This is a genomic window from Ferruginibacter yonginensis (genome assembly GCF_042651465.1).
In the GTDB taxonomy this organism is placed as follows: domain Bacteria; phylum Bacteroidota; class Bacteroidia; order Chitinophagales; family Chitinophagaceae; genus Ferruginibacter; species Ferruginibacter yonginensis.
In genome coordinates, this window is the sequence record NZ_JBHSCZ010000001.1 from 516,905 (window position 1) to 533,557 (window position 16,653).

Genomic DNA, 16,653 nt, shown 5'->3' on the forward strand with positions numbered 1-16,653 from the left:
ATATTTTTAAAATAGGTAGTTATTAATTATTTGGCAATATCGGTATATAATTGTAAATAGTCTGTTAAATCACTTTCTTCATCATATTTCAATATTTTTTTACCTCTTACTTTTGCAAATTCTTCGGCCAATTTTTTATCGGGCTTAGCAGTGCCAAAAGTTACTGCATCTGCAAAAGTTGCACCGCCTCTAAACATTGCAACATTGTTGATATCTTTGAAAGCTTCTAACTCTTTTTTAGTAACGTTATCATTTATGGTTGCTAACTTTAAAAAATCAGCACCTAATTTTTCTTTAAAAGTTACATCACCAATGGTGTATATTACTTTACTGTGACTAAAAACAGGTTCTTTTTTATAGGCCGATTTAATGAACATAGGTATTAAGCCAGTCATCCAACCACTACAATGAATAATATCAGGCGGCCATCCAAACTTCTTTACTGTTTCTAAAGCACCTTTACAAAATAACACTGTTCTTAATCCATTATCTTCAAAAAACTTTCCTTCTTCATCATTAAAAATCCATTTACGTTTAAAATAATCATCATTATCTAAAAAGTAAACTTGTAAACGTGCATTGGGTAATGAAGCCACTTTAATGGTTAAAGGATAATCATCATCATCAATGGAGACATTAATGCCAGATAAACGAACGACTTCATGTAATCTATGTCTACGTTCATTGATCGTACCAAAACGAGGCATAATACAACGAACTTCTAAATCATTATCGTTAGAAAGTACAGCCAATTTGTTTACTGTTTCCGCAAACGATGTAAGCTCAATATAGGGCGACATTTCGTTAGCAATAAATAAAATCCTTTTTTTTGTAGACATTGATGTACTATATTAGGTGCAATAATTAACTTTTGAAACGGTTGCAAAAGTAGCAATTTTTTTTTATATATAGCATTTACAAGCCTTTTGAAGGTTTAAACAACTAATTATGATTATTGTAAAGTATAAAACAGCCTTACAGCAATATTTAAAAAAATTACCTTCCTCATTCAATAAAGTGGGTTTTGTACCTACTATGGGCGCCTTGCACGAAGGGCATATTTCACTGATACATTTAGCAAAAAAGGAACATGATGTGGTAGTTTGTAGCATTTTTGTTAACCCTACACAATTTAATAATAGCAACGATTTAGCCAAATACCCTGTAACCATTGAGGCCGATATTGAAAAATTAACCCAAGCCGGTTGCGATTTTTTGTTTTTACCTGCTGTTGATGAAATGTACCCTCCCAACGAAACCAATAAGCACTACGAATTAGGTTATATTGAAACCATTTTAGAAGGTTTTTACAGACCAGGCCATTTTCAAGGTGTATGTATAATTGTTGATAAGTTATTGGCATTGGTGCAACCGCATACCTTGTTTTTAGGCCGAAAAGACTATCAACAGTGTATGGTGATACAAAAAATGATGACTACTGCTCACCCCAATATTCACTTAACCATTGGTGATACCATTAGAGAAAAAGATGGTTTGGCAATGAGCAGTCGCAACATGCGCCTCAATGCAACAGAAAGGCTACAAGCTTTAAAAATAATAGAAGCGCTACAATACATTCAACAACAAATAAAGCCGGGTAATGTAACGTTATTAAAAAAACAAGCTACTTTATTTTTAGAAAACAATGGTTATAAAGTAGATTACATTGAAATTGCAGCAGCATCAACTTTACAACCTGTACTAGAGTGGGATGCTAAAGTGCCGCTTGTGGCTTTGGTGGCTGCTTATTTAAATGAAGTGCGTTTAATTGATAATATCATTTTAAAAAGTGTGGGGTAAAGCAATCATATGAAAGCAAAAATATTATCATACTTACAAGTCATTATTTTTTTAGGTGGGGGCTTAGCATTGGTTTGGTGGCAATTACATGGCATGACGGACGAGCAAACCCATCAATTTAAAAATGCATTTGCTGATGCAAATTATCTATTGGTTATACCAGTAGTGATCATGAATCTACTGAGTCATTTAAGTCGCTCCATGCGCTGGAAACTTTTAATGGAACCATTGGGCTATACCCCATCAACCAAAAATGTATTTACGGCTACTATGGTAGGCTACCTTGCCAATGCAGCTGTACCAAGGTTAGGAGAAATCATTAAATGTACACTTTTGGCAAAGTATGAAAAACTGCATGCCGATAATTTAATTGGCACCATTTTAATAGAACGCACTTTTGATTTACTCACTTATATCATCTTTATAGCCTTTACTGTTTTAATACAGTTAGATGTTGTGGGTGGTTACGTAATGCACCAACTATCAAGCATAGGCGCCGGTAGCAGCACCCCTATTTGGGTAAAATTATTGATAGTAGCCTCAGTTATTTTTATTACGGTATTTATTATAAAAAAAATATTTGCAGCATACCCAAGCAATAAGTTCATTACTAAAGTAAAAACCTTTTTTAGCGGCATTGGCAAAGGCTTTGCAGCCATCAAAAATTTAAAAGATAGAAGGGCTTTTATTTTACATACCATTTTTATATGGACGATGTATTTGCTACAGATATACTTAGGCTTTAAAGCAATGGAAGGCACAGCCCACTTAGGTATTAAAGCTGCATGTGCTGTGTTATCATTATCAACACTAGCCATGATTATTACACCTGGTGGCATTGGTTCATTTCCATTTTTTGTAATGGAAACCCTCAGTATATATGGTATTTTAAAAGCACAAGGCAATGCATTTGGTTGGCTAATTTGGGGGGTGAGTACAGCTATTGTAATTGTGGCAGGGTTGGTATCTATTATAGTTTTACCTTACATCAACAAAAAAAGTCATGAAATCGATACAACACATACCGGAGAAAATTTATAATAATGCCGAACTTATTAAAAAAATGGCAGGTTGGCAATTGTTGGGTAAAAAAATTGTACTGACAAATGGTGTTTTTGATATTGTACATGTTGGGCATATAGCATCGTTACAAGAAGCGGCTAGCTTTGGCGATATTTTAATTGTTGCCATAAATAGCGACGCATCAGTAAAACGATTGAAAGGACCTACAAGACCAGTAAACACCGAGCAAGATAGAGCCACCCTTTTAGCAAATTTGATGATAGTAGATGCTGTTATTATTTTTGAAGAAGATACACCGCTTGAATTAATTACACAATTACTGCCCAATGTTTTGGTGAAAGGTGGCGATTATACCATTGAACAAATTGCTGGTGCTAAAGAAGTTATTGCCAATGGTGGTGAAGTTAAAATTGCTGGTATGGTGCCCGGTATTTCCACCACCAACATCATCAATAAAGTACAACTGTAAAATTTAGTAAATTCTTAATATAGGCATTGTTTGCAAACATTAAAAAACTACTAATTTTATTGCCATCAAAAATTTAACCTGCTTGAATATTAAAAAAACAATTGCAAGAGATATTAGCTGGCTATCATTCAATGCTAGGGTGTTACAAGAGGCAGAAGACAAAAGTGTTCCACTCAAAGAGCGTATAAAATTTCTGGGTATTTTTTCAAATAATTTAGATGAGTTTTTTAGGGTTCGTGTGGCTGGTTTAAAAAAAATGATTGAGCTTGGTAGCAAAGCAAAAATGCACTTAGAAGTTGATCCACAGCACATTCTCGATGAAATACAAGAAATAGTAATTGAACAGCAAAACGATTTTGAATTAATTTGGAACGACATACTCAAGGATTTAAAAAAGAGCCATATTCATTTGGTGAATGAAACCAAATTGACAACCGTTCAACAAAAATTTGTACTTGATTATTTTAATGAAGAAGTAAGAAGTTACATCGTTCCGTTAATGATTGAAAGTTTACAACAGTTTCCTGTTTTAAACGATAAATCAATTTACTTAGCTTGTAAATTATCAAAAATAGATAGAAGTATACCACAACGGTTTGCATTACTTTCAGTACCAACAAGGCATTTATCGAGGTTTTTAATTTTACCGTCAAAAACAAATGAGCAATACATTATTTTATTAGAAGATGTTATTCGTTTTTGTTTACCGAACATCTTCTCTTTTTTTGGATACGATAAATTTTCATCGCACATTATTAAAGTTACCAGAGATGCTGAGTTCGATTTAGACAATGATGTATCAAGCACACTCATTCAAAAAATACAAAAGGGTTTAAAAAACAGGAAAAAAGGTAAACCAGTTCGTTTCATATACGATAAAGCAATTGAACCTGCCCTACTCACCTATTTGGTAAAACGATTGGGATTAACCCACAACGAAAATTTAATACCAGGCGGCAGAATTCATAACTACAAAGATTTTATAAATTTTCCTGAGCATATTTTTGATGCTAAAAGCACTCGTAAAAAACCATTTACACATCCGCATTTAAAAAATAGCAACAGTGTTACATCTGTTGTAATGGAAAAAGATGTGATGCTACATTTTCCTTATCATTCATACGATAGCGTTATTGATTTGTTGAGGGAAGCCGCAATTGACCCAGAAGTGGTGAGCATTAAAATTACTTGCTATCGATTAGCGCCAAGGTCAAAAATTATCAACGCATTAACCAATGCCGTACGTAATGGCAAGCAGGTAACAGCTATGTTAGAGTTACGAGCAAGGTTTGATGAAGAGGCTAATTTAAAATGGAAAGAAGAGCTTGAAGAAGCTGGCGTAAAAGTACTCATTGGCGTACCTAATTTAAAAGTACATGCAAAACTTTGCTTAATTAAAAAGAGGGTAAATAATGTTACTACCCATTACGGTTTTGTAAGTACGGGTAATTTAAATGAGAAAACCGCAAAAGTATATGGCGACCATTGTTTGCTTACATCAGACCGAAAAATTATGGCTGACGTAAACAGGGTGTTCACCTATTTGGAAAGTCCGGCAACCCGAATCGGCATTTTAAAATCATGCAAAACCTTATTAGTGAGCCCTGTAAATATGCGGAAACAATTATTGCAGTTCATAAATAAAGAAATTAAAAATGCCAAAGCCAAAAAGCCAGCTGGTATTACATTAAAGGTTAACTCACTAAGCGATAAAATATTAATTGAAAAATTAGCAGAAGCGGCTAAATTAGGTGTTGAAATTAAACTCATTATTAGAGGTATTAATTGCATGTTTACGGAAGATAAAAAGTTTAAAAAGCCAGTACAAGCCATTAGTATTATTGATGAGTTTTTAGAACATGCAAGGGTAATGATATTTGAAAACAATGGTCAACCAAATGTTTTCATTTCATCAGCCGATTGGATGGTGCGTAATATTGATCACCGTATTGAAGTAGCTTGTCCGATTATAGAAAAAGATATTAAACAAGAATTAATTGAAATCATAAAAATTCAATTAAAAGACAATATTAAAGCTCGAATATTAGACAATGATTTGAGCAACCAATATGTAAACCCACGCAATACCAAAAAAATACGATCTCAAATTGAGATTTCAAATTACCTTCTAAATAAAAAAACGGCATCTCATTAAAGATGCCGTTTTTTTAAATTATTGTAAAACTACTTTGCCATTGCTGGCGATAGTTTAAACCCATTTTTGGCTATCGTAACCGTTTCTTTATAAATACCAGTAATTGATACCATGTTTAAAGGAAATTCTAACAACACATGGCAGAAACTCAAGAAATACAACCAACGCAAGCCTAAAGCATAGTTTACACCGTATAACACTAATGAAATAACCCATAAAACAATTACCACAATAAAACGCACTTTGGGTACTTTATGCCAACGAATTACTTCTGTTTTGCTAAACCAGTTTAAATAGTGATAGGTATAGGCAAATGCAATAAAACGCATCAACAAAATACCAGCTTGAGAGTGAAATACTACTGAAGCTGCATTGCTATAATCGGGCACTGGCTTATCTGTACCTGCATATACCAATAAATTACCTGCAGCATCTTTCATTTGCGGAAACTCAATATTAAACAAATGCGTTAAAAAACTCAAATTGGTATCGTAAAAGCCTTCACCATTGGCAATGTATGAATCTTGACCATACTTTGTTACTTCCACAAAAGTTTTATCTCTAAATAATACAAACAATAAAATAGGACAAACTATAAAAACCACAAATGAAATTAACCCACTTACGCTCCTGCTTTTCAATGCACCAAACAAAATAAACAAACCTGTAAATACAAATACATGTACTAAAGTTGGTAACAATGCACCAATAAAAAAGGCAAAGCCATCACGTTGATCAGGTTGAAAAATAGCGTTTGAAATAAATAAAATGAATAATAAACCGAAAATTTTGATGAAAGCATTTTTTACAAAAATCATCAACAACGAGCCCGTTAAGGCAACAAATATAATTTTGTTGCCAAAATCGCTACCAAAGGGCCAGTTCCAACCGTTTCGATAAGCCAAACTTTCTAGCAATATAATACCACCTATAGCCCATAAAATTAAATGATCGTATTTGCCTTTGGTAAAATATTGCCTATCGTGCAACCAACTTATTTCTGTTAAATAATGTAAAGGGCCCATCACCGCATAGGCAAACAAAAAAACCTCAAAAGGCATAATGAATGCTGCAATACAGCTAAAAATCATTAGGCCAATATTCACCACATTAATTCTTGTACCTGAATTCATTATTATAATTTTTTTTAAATTTCACAAATCAAATTCACTTCAAACACAGCATCTTGCAACACCTAAAATGTAATGTAAAGATACTATATTGTGTAAAATTATTTGTTTGAAACTATTAATGAAATAATAAATTACCAATTATGAAACTATTTTTAATTGCAGCCCTATTGATGATGAATACCATTGGTATTGCTCAACCTTTGAATAACAAGGTTGATCCTGATTTAATTATAAATGCACCCGATGGCAGTATGTTGTTATCAGAAAAAGGTGCCTCTTATTTTGCAAAATTATCATTGGAGTGTACCAGCAAACCTTATCCACATTATTACCACGAAACTTTAGAAAAAGCAGAAGATTTAAAAGCTCCCGATAAATTATTTCCTTCGTTTTATGGTTGTTTCGATTGGCACTCAGGAGTACACAACCATTGGGCATTGGTTAAATTATTAAAAACTTTCCCTAAAATACCAGAAGCTAAAGCCATTAAACAAAAACTCGAAAATAGTTTTGATGCTAAAAATATTTTAACAGAAATAGCTTATTTAAAATCGCATAAAGAGGAGAATTTTGAGTTTCCTTACGGCCAATCATGGTTATTAAAAGTTGCTGATGAATTGGGTAAGTGGGATGACCAAACAGCAAAAAAGTGGTTAAAAAATCTACAACCCCTTGCACAATATATTGCTGATGAATATGTAAAAACTTGGCCAGAAATTAAGAAGCCCAATTTTGGAGGCGACCACTACGCATCATCTTTAGGTATTTCATTTGCATTAGATTATGCCATCACCTTTAAAAACGATGAACTAAAAAATATTTTATTAGCTACTTCAAAATCTTTTTACGGTAAAGTAACTAACTTCCCATTACAACGTGAACCATTTGGGTACGATTTTATGTCGGCCGGTTTATTAATTGCAGATTTAATGCAACGAGTTTTACCACAAGCTGAATACACTACATGGTTACAAAAATTTTCACCCGATTTATTTACAACCGATGGCGTAAAAAAAGTATTCAATATTATTGAAAAGGATGACCACAGTGGGTTTGAATCGCATTTTGACGGTTTTCATTTAAACCGTATTTGGTGCATCAATAGCATGTTAAAAGCCTTACCAAATGATGCTGTATCACCAGAAGTAAAAACAGCTTGGTTAGCTTCACAAAAAAAAATGTGGAATTATTCACAAAGCAGCATAGGTAAAGGTAATTATGATGTTGACCATTGGTTATCAACTTTTTCAGTATATGCACTTACTGCAACAAAATAATTTTTAGTAAAATTTCATTCATTTTATAAATAAAACAAATTGGTACTTGCAGCAATTGATATTGGTAGTAACGCAGCTAGGTTACTTATTAACGATGTTACAATTGATAAAGATGGTAAAGCAACATTTAATAAACTAAACTTAGTAAGAGTACCATTGCGATTGGGTTTTGATGTATTTGGCAACAAAGAAATATCAACCGAAAAAACACAAATGTTGGTAGAAACCATGAAAGGTTTTAAACATTTAATGAATGCCTATAAAGTGGAAGCGTTGAAAGCATGTGCCACAAGTGCCATGAGAGATGCAACCAATGCCAAGGAAATTATTACTACCGTTCAAAAAGAAGCTGGTATTTTAATAGAGGTAATTGATGGCGATATGGAAGCTAACCTTATTTATGAAAACCATGTTGCCGAAAATATGGATAAAAGTCATAGCTACATGTATATAGATGTGGGTGGCGGTAGCACTGAAATATCTTTTTTTAGTAATGGCATTTTGATATACAAAAAATCATTCAATATTGGCACCATCAGAATTTTAAAAAATATGGTTACCAATGCCGATTGGGAGACGTTGAAAACAACTATTAAAGCCATTACTAAAGGCGATAAAACGGTAGTAGCCATTGGTAGTGGTGGAAACATTAACAAAGTATTTAGTTTGAGCAAACGTAAAGATGGCAGGCCATTACCGCTTGATTTATTAAGAGAATATTACAACGATATGGAGCCGCTTACCGTAAAACAACGTATTATAAAATATGGTTTTAGAGATGATAGGGCCGATGTAATTGTGCCAGCTTTACTCATTTACATCAATGCCATGAGGTGGGCCAATGCAACAGAAATATTTGTACCGAAGATAGGATTAGCAGATGGTTTAATTCAGCACCTTTGGGAAGAAGTGCAGCATAATTAAAGCAACGCTCTGCAAATATTTCTTAAAATTGTAACTATGAAAAAAATATTCATTCTTTTTTTATTGTGCTATAACATAGCAGTAGCGCAAGTTTCTAAAACTACAGTTAATGCATTTGTAGAGAAGCCAACAGTACAATGGGCTATTTATTATGATGAAGTAAAGCTCAAAAATGAAGCATTATCAAAACAACTTTTATTTGATTATAAAGCAACAAAACTGCGTTGCTTTGACCCCATCACCAATGGTAATAAGCTAGAAAATAAAATTACTTATTACGACAAACTAACATTAAAAAATTTAGAAACAAAATTTACTGAGGTATTAAAGCAAGTAGATGAAAATAATGATGTAGTTGAAACAACTACATTAGCTAATGATCATTTTGAAGCCTACATTCAAAATAATGCAATTATCACCCAACAAATTTTATATGTAGAAAACGGTAGGCTTCAATCAAAAGTTACGAGGGCTTCCATCACAAAAAATATAATCACACCATCTGGCAATAACCTTGGCGAAGCAGCCATAGTTTCGTTTGCAAACAATTCTACAAACAAAACAAAACAACCAACTGACAAAATAATTGATGTGGGTGTTACAAAAATTACCCTGTTAAACGAAGATTTAGCAGCCAATTATTATATCAAAAAAATGTACAATCAACCTTTAATTGATGTATTGTGGCCTTACATAGAAAACAATAAAATTAAATGTTATGATATGCAAGAAAATAAACTTTTAAAATTTCCTTTAATACCCGATAAAAATGATTTGAAACTAGAGGTGGTAAATATACCAACCTACGATTCACTTGGTAATCTTTTTATTAAGAAAGTTTTTAGTAATGTTAACGAAAAGAGTTTCAATAAAATAGCTATTGAACAACAATGGTATTATAATGCAACACAGCAAATATTTTATAACAAAGTTGTAGCAGCGTATTTATATTTTAATGATATCAATAAGAATGAAACTTACGATAAACCTTTATTAAAAATTGTATTTTAATTGCCTACTTTTAACATCCCATTTAAAACAATAGGCATGTCTGTTAATAAAGAAATTAAGAAAATAACCACCAATACACTTCAAAAAATGAAAAGTAGTGGTGAAAAAATATCAATGATTACAGCTTATGATTTTTCATTTGCAAAAATGTTTGATGCAGCTGGTATTGATGTTATTTTAGTAGGTGATAGTGCTAGTAATGTAATGGCTGGTCATGAAACAACATTACCTATTACACTTGATCAAATGATATACCATGCACAATCAGTGGTAAGAGGTGTTGATAGATGCTTGGTGGTGGTTGATTTACCCTTTGGTTCATACCAAGGCAATTCAAGAGAAGCCCTTAACTCCGCCATTAAAGTAATGAAAGAAACAGGTGGGCATGCTATTAAGCTAGAAGGTGGCGAAAATGAAGTAGAGTCCATTAAACGTATTGTAAATAGTGGTGTTCCTGTAATGGGGCATTTAGGACTTACACCACAAAGTATTTACAAATTTGGCACTTATAACGTAAGGGCTAAAGAAGCAGCCGAGGCTGAACAGTTAAAAAAAGATGCACTTTTGTTGCAAGAGGCAGGCTGTTTTGCATTGGTACTTGAAAAAATACCAGCGCAGCTAGCTGCCGAAGTAACGGCTAGTTTACATATCCCCACCATAGGCATTGGTGCAGGTGGTGCTTGCGATGGCCAAGTATTGGTTATGCACGACATGCTAGGCATTAATGCTTCATTTAAACCCCGTTTTTTAAGAACTTATTTAGATCTAGAAAGTCAAATAAATGGTGCTGTGCAACAATACATTGCTGATGTAAAGTCAAGTGATTTTCCAAATGAACATGAACAATACTAAATAAAAAAGCCTTTCAAATTGAAAGGCTTTTTTGTGGGTAATCGAGGGGGCTCGAACCCCCGACCCTCAGAATCACAATCTGATGCTCTAACCAACTGAGCTACGACTACCGTTTTTATTGGAGGGCAAAAATAGCAAAAAACTTTTGGCACACAAAATAGATTTTTAATTTTTTTTTAAACTTATTGAAAAGGGGCGTTATAACCGTACCATATCTTAACTTTTTAGCTTTAATTTGCCAATCATAAATAAGGCATATGAAAAATTTCGATTTCAAGAAATTAGTACCACATTTTATAGCAATTGCAGTTTTTTTATTAGTAACCATTATTTTTTGCAAACCAGCTTTAGAAAGTGGTGTAGTGCTTAAACAATCTGATATCAGTAGTTGGCAAGGCATGAGCCACCAATCAATGGAATACAAAGAAAAAAATGGTCACTTACCACTTTGGGTAACCAGCATGTTTAGCGGTATGCCTGCTTACCAAATTGCCATTGAAGGGGCTTGGTCGCCATTACAAATTTTTGATAAAGCTTTTCAGTTATGGTTGCCTAAACCAATGAACTTTTTCTTTTTAGCTTGTATCAGTTTTTATTTTTTATGCATTTGCTTACGCATTAGGTCATACGCAGCAATTATTGGTGCACTAGCATTTGCATATTGTACCTACTCCCCCATCATTATCACAGCAGGGCATGATACTAAAATGCTTACGCTTGCATATACACCTGCGCTTATAGGTGCTGTTATTCTGTTACTTAAACGCCACTACTTTTTAGGCTTTTCGTTAACTGCTTTGTTCACTGCTTTGCAAGTGGGGCAAGGTCACCAACAAGTTAGCTACTATGCATTCATGATATTATTAGTGATGACGCTATTTTTTATAGTGAATGCTTTTAAAAATAAGCAAACGGTGGGGCTTGTTAAAAGTGTGGGCTTATTACTTGCAGCAGGTTTAATGGGTATTGCTGTAAATGCGATTACTTTGTTTCCTACCTACGATTATGCAAAATACAGCAAACGAGGCGGTCAGTTAATATTAGATGAAAATAATAATAAAGCAGAAAAAACATCGAACGGAAAAACCAATGGTTTAAGTAAAGATTATGCGTTTCAATGGAGTTATGGAAGGGCTGAAACCATGAGTTTAATGTTCCCAGGAGTGAAGGGTTATGGTTTATACTTTGCACAAAGAGATGGTGAAACCAGCATGTTTCCGATGTTGAATGAAAATGCAAAAGTGGTAAGTTACATGACCAGTCAATTTCCACAAGCACCAGCTGATCAAATTGCACAACAAATGAGTCAGTCATTGTATTGGGGCGACCAACCTTTTACGAGTGGCCCTGTTTACTTGGGTGCTATCATTTGTTTCTTATTTATAATGGGGATGTTTTATTTAGATGGTGAACACAAATGGTGGATTTTTACCGCTTCGCTACTTGGTATTTTATTAGCCCTAGGAAGCAATTTTGATACGTTTAATACATTCATGTTTAACTATTTTCCACTTTATAATAAATTTAGGGTACCAACTATTGCATTGGTTATTCCACAAATATTAGCACCATTAATGGCCGTATTGGTGGTTAATAAATTACTTCATGAACAAGATGAAAAAGAAACTTGGGCAAAATTTAAATTGGCAACTATTGCTACGGGTGTATTATTTGTTATAGGCCTTGGATTTTATGCCACTTCATCATTTGGCAATGAAAATACAGCTCGTACCAGTGCCTTTAATAAACTGTGGGAAAGCAAACCTGCCGATTTTCAAGCTCAGTATGCTGCCATTAATGAACAATACAAACCTCAAAGAGATAACCAAGTATATGAAAATTGGGTAATACAACTTCAGCAAAGCCCAGATGCTATTAAAGTAGCTAGAGAAATAGTTGTGGAATTAAAAAAAGATAGGGCCAGTTTATTATTAAGAGATATTTTTAGATCGTTTATTTATGTATTATTTGCAGTTATATTAATTGGTGCTTATATCAGAAAAAAAATATCTGCTACCATTATGTTAGCAGGTGTAACATTAGCCAGTGCCATAGATTTAATAAGTTTAGATTTTAATTACCTCAATGCAAAAAGCTTTGAAACGAAAGATAATTATGAGCAAGCTGAATTTGCCATGAGTGCTGCTGATAGAAGAATTTTAGAAGACAAAGACCCTAATTACCGAGTATTCAATGCAAGTGTAAGTAGTCCGTTTGAAGAGTCAAGAACATCATATTACCACAAATCAATTGGTGGCTACCATGCAGCTAAAATGGGCATTTACGATGATTTAAGTGCTTACCAAATGAGTGGTAGACCCAACCAAGCCGTATTAAATATGTTAAACGCTAAATGGTTTATTGTTGGCGAAGGTGATAAAATACAAGCCCTGCAAAACCCTGAGGCACTAGGTAATGCTTGGTTTGTGAAAAATGTACGTTTTGTTGATGGACCAGCAGCAGAAATGAAAGCACTTACCAACTTAAACACAAAAGATAGTGCTGTTGCAGATGCATCGTATAAAGATATTATAACCAATTATACCGCACCTGATAGTTTGGCTACCATAAAAATGACCCAGTTTGATAATGATGCTATTACTTATGAAAGCAATAGCACAAGTAATAACGCAGCTATTTTTAGTGAAATTTATTACAAAGATTGGAACGCTTATATTGATGGTAATAAAGTACCTATTTTTAAAGCCAACTATGTTTTACGTGGTTTAATAATACCAGCAGGCAAACACAAAATAGAATTTAAGTTTGAGCCAACAATATTTTATACTAGCAAAAAAGTAAGCGATATTACCAACTGGGTTTTGTTTATTTTAATACTTGCGGCTATTGCACTTGAAATAAGGAAGCAACAAAAATCAGCCGTATAATTTTTAAAACCATTGTATTATTTCAGTAGCGAAAAAAATAGCAGTTTTAGCACCCTACAATGTGTACCCTGCAAAAACGGGTGGCAAAAAATTTATTGCACTTTTTTGTGAATATTTAAATAATGTTGAACCCATAACACTTATATCAGTAACTGATAATGAAGTACCTGCAGCGTTACAAAACAACTTTATTGGTTTAATGAACAGCAGTGTACTGCGTTATGCCAATCCGTTGTTATTTTTTAAATTAAGGCGAATAATAAAACAACAAGGTATTACTGATATTATAATGGTACACCCTTACTTTGGGTGGCTAGTAGCATTACTTAAATTCTTTACTGGTGTTCAATTATCATTATTGTCACATAACATAGAATCCATACGATTTAAAAGTATGGGCAAATGGTGGTGGCGTATTATGTGGTGGTATGAAAAAAATACCCATCGCATTATTGATCATAATTTTTTTGTAACACCAGAAGATGCTGCATTTGCAATAGCGCATTATAAACTATCTACAAATAAATGCCATGTTATCACTTATGGTATTGAGTGGCAACAAGCACCATCTTTACAAAGCCAACAACAGTGTGGTACTATTTTAAGAGAACGATATAATATACAAACAAACGAAACAATCATCCTCTTTAATGGAACTTTGGATTATTTACCCAATGCTGAAGCAGTTGATTATATACTCAACAACATCAACCCCCTATTGTTAGCCCACACCAATTATCATTATAAAATTATTATTTGTGGTAAGGGCTTAGCAGATAGGTACGAGCAATTAACATCTTACCAAGATAAAAATATTATTTATGCTGGTTTTGTTGATGATATTAATATTTATTTTAAAGGTGCAGATATTTTTATAAACCCTGTTATTAGTGGCGGTGGTATCAAAACCAAACTGGTAGAGGCATTGGGTAATAACCTTACGGCCATAAGCTGTGCAAATGGCGCATTAGGTATTCCCCAACAAATTGTTGGCGAAAAATTGACCATTGTACCCGATTTTGAATGGCAAACCTTTGTAAATGCCATAATTAAAGCACCAATTACAACCCAAATAGGCCCCGATTTTTTTAATTATTTTTATTGGGGTAATATTGCAGCAAAAGCAGCTGGTATAATAACTAGCAAAACCCACAAATAAGCAATGAGGATATTAATTACAGGCGTTGCCGGCTTTGCCGCTAGGCATTTTTTACACTTCTTAAATGAGCAACCGCATCATAGTGAGGTAGCTGGTATTTACAATGAAACGCTACCAAGTTTTGATATTACTGCGTTACCCAATATCAATATTAGTTTACACCAAATAGATTTGCTTGATAAAGAAGCGCTAACTACATTGTTTAATACATTTAACCCAACACATGTATTGCATTTAGCTGGGCGTAGCAGTGTAGCTAATAGCTGGAAAGCACCTGCCGTTTCTATTACAGATAACACTAATTTCTTTTTAAATATTGTTGAAATTGTTCGACTAAATAAATTGAATTGTCGCATTTTATCTGTGGGCTCTACAGAAGAGTACGGCAATGCCAATGCAGGGCTGCCATTAAAAGAAACGGATTGTCCGGAACCAGCTAGTCCGTATGGAGTAGCAAGGGTATTACAACAAAAGCTCGTTTCAATATATGCAAATAGTTATGGGGTTGATATTATGCACACCCGTTCATTTAACCATATAGGGGCGTATCAAAAGGCTGATTATGTAATTGCTTCATTTGCGAAACAAGTTGTACAACAATCAAAATCAAACACCGATACAATTTCATTGGTAACGGGTGATGTGAATGTAATGAGAGATTTTAGTGACGTGAGAGATGTAGTAAGGGCTTATTATTTATTATTACAAAAAGGAGAAAAAGGTGAAACGTACAATGTATGTTCGGGCAAAGGTTTTTGGTTAAAAGATATCATCACGATGTTGGCAGAAACAATTGGCAAACCAATACACCACACAACAGACCCTAACAATTTTAGGCCATCAGAAAACAAGGTGATTGTAGGATCATATGATAAATTATACCAACAAACAGGATGGCAACCACAATATAATATGGAAGCTATTTTAAAAAATATAATTGATTATTGGGAAGGGGTGTTATAATACTTTATAAAAATAAGGGGTATTTGAAATTATTTTGGGTAAAAAATAAATTGACTTGTACATATTTTTAATATATCCCTTTAAGTCATCAAAAGAATATAGTTTTAAATAAAATGTAATTAAAAAGCCGAAAATAAAAATTGGTATCTCAATGAGATAAACTGAATAAATAAATAAAAACCAAAACAATCCAAATTGTTTTCGTATTCTTAAAAAATTACTTATTATAATTTGGAATCCTTTTTTGTCAAATATATTAAAGTATCCTTTTCCTGTTGAGTTAAAAGCTTTGTTTGAACTTTCACCTTGTAAATGAAGTACATGATAGTCTCCATAAATGCAAAGTGGAGCAATTTTTTTAAGCCTGCTACACCACTCTGCTTCTTCAGCATAAAGAAAAAAGTCTTCATCTAATAAACCTGCTTTAACAACTACATCTTTTTTTACCATTAAAAATGCTCCGTTGATCCAATCAACTATTTTAATGCCACTAACAGATAATATACTTGGTTTTTTAACTTTAAATACAAATGCGATTGCTCTAAATAATTTTCCTAAATAAGGCAAAGGAAGTAAATAATTTAATCCACCTTTCATTGCAAAGTTTCCTGAAATTTGTGGTGAATAATCATCATTTAACAACTGTATTCCAGCGGCACTGAAATCAGAATTTTTAAACTCTTTCCAAGTTTTAAAAATCGCATTGTCAAGAACAATTGTATCAGAATTGAGCAATAAAATACATTCAGCTTTAGCGATTTTAATGCCTTGGTTATTAGCTCTTGCAAAACCGGCATTGTAACCCATTTGTATAAATTTTACCGAAGGAAATCTTTCAATTAATTTCTCTTCAACAGCATCAATAGAATTATTGTCAACTACAATAACTTCAAAACTAAAATTTAAATTTTCAAAAAAATAAACTGATTGTAAACAATTCAATAAAAGATTTGTGGTATTGAAATTAACAATAACAATAGATAAGTCAACCATAATAAT

Annotated in this window: 14 protein-coding genes and 1 tRNA gene; 11 read left to right on the forward strand and 4 right to left on the reverse strand. The window is 33.2% G+C overall.

Annotated elements, in window-relative coordinates; all coding sequences use genetic code 11:
* Positions 1 to 26 precede the first annotated feature (26 nt).
* A complete protein-coding gene (locus tag ACFOWM_RS02235; protein WP_379706496.1) occupies positions 27 to 839 on the reverse strand; it encodes a glycogen/starch synthase in 813 nt (270 codons plus the stop codon).
* Between the two features lie 109 nt (positions 840 to 948).
* Here ACFOWM_RS02235 and panC point away from each other — a divergent pair, with 109 nt between their 5' ends.
* From panC to ppk1, 4 genes are all read left to right on the forward strand, one after another.
* Positions 949 to 1,800, forward strand: a complete 852-nt coding sequence (panC, locus tag ACFOWM_RS02240) for a pantoate--beta-alanine ligase (RefSeq protein WP_379706498.1) — start codon at positions 949 to 951, stop codon at positions 1,798 to 1,800.
* A gap of 9 nt (positions 1,801 to 1,809) precedes the next feature.
* Entirely contained in the window at positions 1,810 to 2,841 is a 1,032-nt protein-coding gene (locus tag ACFOWM_RS02245; RefSeq protein ID WP_379706501.1) for a lysylphosphatidylglycerol synthase transmembrane domain-containing protein, read from the forward strand.
* Positions 2,804 to 3,292: a D-glycero-beta-D-manno-heptose 1-phosphate adenylyltransferase gene (gene rfaE2 / locus ACFOWM_RS02250; protein WP_379706504.1), complete on the forward strand. Its 489-nt coding sequence runs from the start codon at positions 2,804 to 2,806 to the stop codon at positions 3,290 to 3,292. Before ACFOWM_RS02245 ends, rfaE2 begins: the two co-directional genes overlap by 38 nt.
* Positions 3,293 to 3,374: 82 nt before the next feature.
* Positions 3,375 to 5,447, forward strand: a complete 2,073-nt coding sequence (gene ppk1, locus ACFOWM_RS02255) for a polyphosphate kinase 1 (protein WP_379706507.1) — start codon at positions 3,375 to 3,377, stop codon at positions 5,445 to 5,447.
* Between the two features lie 29 nt (positions 5,448 to 5,476).
* On the opposite strand, the gene ACFOWM_RS02260 is transcribed toward ppk1, so the two are convergent.
* Complete coding sequence (locus ACFOWM_RS02260) at positions 5,477 to 6,580, reverse strand: hypothetical protein (RefSeq protein ID WP_379706510.1); 1,104 nt, start codon at positions 6,578 to 6,580, stop codon at positions 5,477 to 5,479.
* Between the two features lie 140 nt (positions 6,581 to 6,720).
* Between ACFOWM_RS02260 and ACFOWM_RS02265 the strand changes: the two genes are divergently transcribed.
* From ACFOWM_RS02265 to panB, 4 genes are read left to right on the forward strand one after another with little or no spacing between them, the layout of a single operon-like run.
* The gene (locus ACFOWM_RS02265) at positions 6,721 to 7,857 is read left to right on the forward strand and encodes a DUF2891 family protein (protein WP_379706513.1); all 1,137 of its coding nucleotides are present in this window, start codon (positions 6,721 to 6,723) and stop codon (positions 7,855 to 7,857) included.
* A 39-nt stretch (positions 7,858 to 7,896) separates the two neighbouring features.
* Entirely contained in the window at positions 7,897 to 8,781 is an 885-nt protein-coding gene (locus ACFOWM_RS02270; protein ID WP_379706516.1) for a Ppx/GppA phosphatase family protein, read from the forward strand.
* Between the two features lie 36 nt (positions 8,782 to 8,817).
* On the forward strand, positions 8,818 to 9,792 hold the full coding sequence (locus tag ACFOWM_RS02275; protein WP_379706519.1) for a hypothetical protein: 975 nt from the start codon (positions 8,818 to 8,820) through the stop codon (positions 9,790 to 9,792).
* A gap of 36 nt (positions 9,793 to 9,828) precedes the next feature.
* Positions 9,829 to 10,644 (forward strand): 3-methyl-2-oxobutanoate hydroxymethyltransferase, encoded by an 816-nt coding sequence (gene panB, locus ACFOWM_RS02280; protein WP_379706522.1) that lies wholly within the window; start codon positions 9,829 to 9,831, stop codon positions 10,642 to 10,644.
* A 36-nt stretch (positions 10,645 to 10,680) separates the two neighbouring features.
* On the opposite strand, the gene ACFOWM_RS02285 is transcribed toward panB, so the two are convergent.
* Positions 10,681 to 10,754: transfer RNA gene (locus tag ACFOWM_RS02285), tRNA-His, on the reverse strand.
* A 147-nt stretch (positions 10,755 to 10,901) separates the two neighbouring features.
* Here ACFOWM_RS02285 and ACFOWM_RS02290 point away from each other — a divergent pair.
* The 3 genes from ACFOWM_RS02290 to ACFOWM_RS02300 all read left to right on the forward strand — a co-directional run bounded on the left by ACFOWM_RS02290 (position 10,902) and on the right by ACFOWM_RS02300 (position 15,654).
* Entirely contained in the window at positions 10,902 to 13,532 is a 2,631-nt protein-coding gene (locus tag ACFOWM_RS02290) for a YfhO family protein (RefSeq protein ID WP_379706525.1), read from the forward strand.
* Positions 13,533 to 13,593: 61 nt separating this feature from the next.
* A complete protein-coding gene (locus ACFOWM_RS02295) occupies positions 13,594 to 14,691 on the forward strand; it encodes a glycosyltransferase family 4 protein (RefSeq protein WP_379706528.1) in 1,098 nt (365 codons plus the stop codon).
* Positions 14,692 to 14,694: 3 nt separating this feature from the next.
* Complete coding sequence (locus ACFOWM_RS02300) at positions 14,695 to 15,654, forward strand: GDP-mannose 4,6-dehydratase (RefSeq protein WP_379706531.1); 960 nt, start codon at positions 14,695 to 14,697, stop codon at positions 15,652 to 15,654.
* On the opposite strand, the gene ACFOWM_RS02305 is transcribed toward ACFOWM_RS02300, so the two are convergent.
* Complete coding sequence (locus tag ACFOWM_RS02305) at positions 15,649 to 16,647, reverse strand: glycosyltransferase family 2 protein (protein ID WP_379706534.1); 999 nt, start codon at positions 16,645 to 16,647, stop codon at positions 15,649 to 15,651. The two genes, ACFOWM_RS02300 and ACFOWM_RS02305, sit on opposite strands and share 6 nt — an antisense overlap.
* Positions 16,648 to 16,653 lie beyond the last annotated feature (6 nt).

What these genes read in the sequence shown, in the direction of transcription:
- ACFOWM_RS02235 (WP_379706496.1), bottom strand. Translation starts at nt 839, where the DNA reads ATGTCTACAAAAAAAAGGATTTTATTTATTGCTAACGAAATGTCGCCC.
- panC (WP_379706498.1), top strand. Translation starts at nt 949, where the DNA reads ATGATTATTGTAAAGTATAAAACAGCCTTACAGCAATATTTAAAAAAA.
- ACFOWM_RS02245 (WP_379706501.1), top strand. Translation starts at nt 1,810, where the DNA reads ATGAAAGCAAAAATATTATCATACTTACAAGTCATTATTTTTTTAGGT.
- rfaE2 (WP_379706504.1), top strand. Translation starts at nt 2,804, where the DNA reads ATGAAATCGATACAACACATACCGGAGAAAATTTATAATAATGCCGAA.
- ACFOWM_RS02260 (WP_379706510.1), bottom strand. Translation starts at nt 6,580, where the DNA reads ATGAATTCAGGTACAAGAATTAATGTGGTGAATATTGGCCTAATGATT.
- ACFOWM_RS02265 (WP_379706513.1), top strand. Translation starts at nt 6,721, where the DNA reads ATGAAACTATTTTTAATTGCAGCCCTATTGATGATGAATACCATTGGT.
- ACFOWM_RS02275 (WP_379706519.1), top strand. Translation starts at nt 8,818, where the DNA reads ATGAAAAAAATATTCATTCTTTTTTTATTGTGCTATAACATAGCAGTA.
- panB (WP_379706522.1), top strand. Translation starts at nt 9,829, where the DNA reads ATGTCTGTTAATAAAGAAATTAAGAAAATAACCACCAATACACTTCAA.
- ACFOWM_RS02290 (WP_379706525.1), top strand. Translation starts at nt 10,902, where the DNA reads ATGAAAAATTTCGATTTCAAGAAATTAGTACCACATTTTATAGCAATT.
- ACFOWM_RS02300 (WP_379706531.1), top strand. Translation starts at nt 14,695, where the DNA reads ATGAGGATATTAATTACAGGCGTTGCCGGCTTTGCCGCTAGGCATTTT.
- ACFOWM_RS02305 (WP_379706534.1), bottom strand. Translation starts at nt 16,647, where the DNA reads ATGGTTGACTTATCTATTGTTATTGTTAATTTCAATACCACAAATCTT.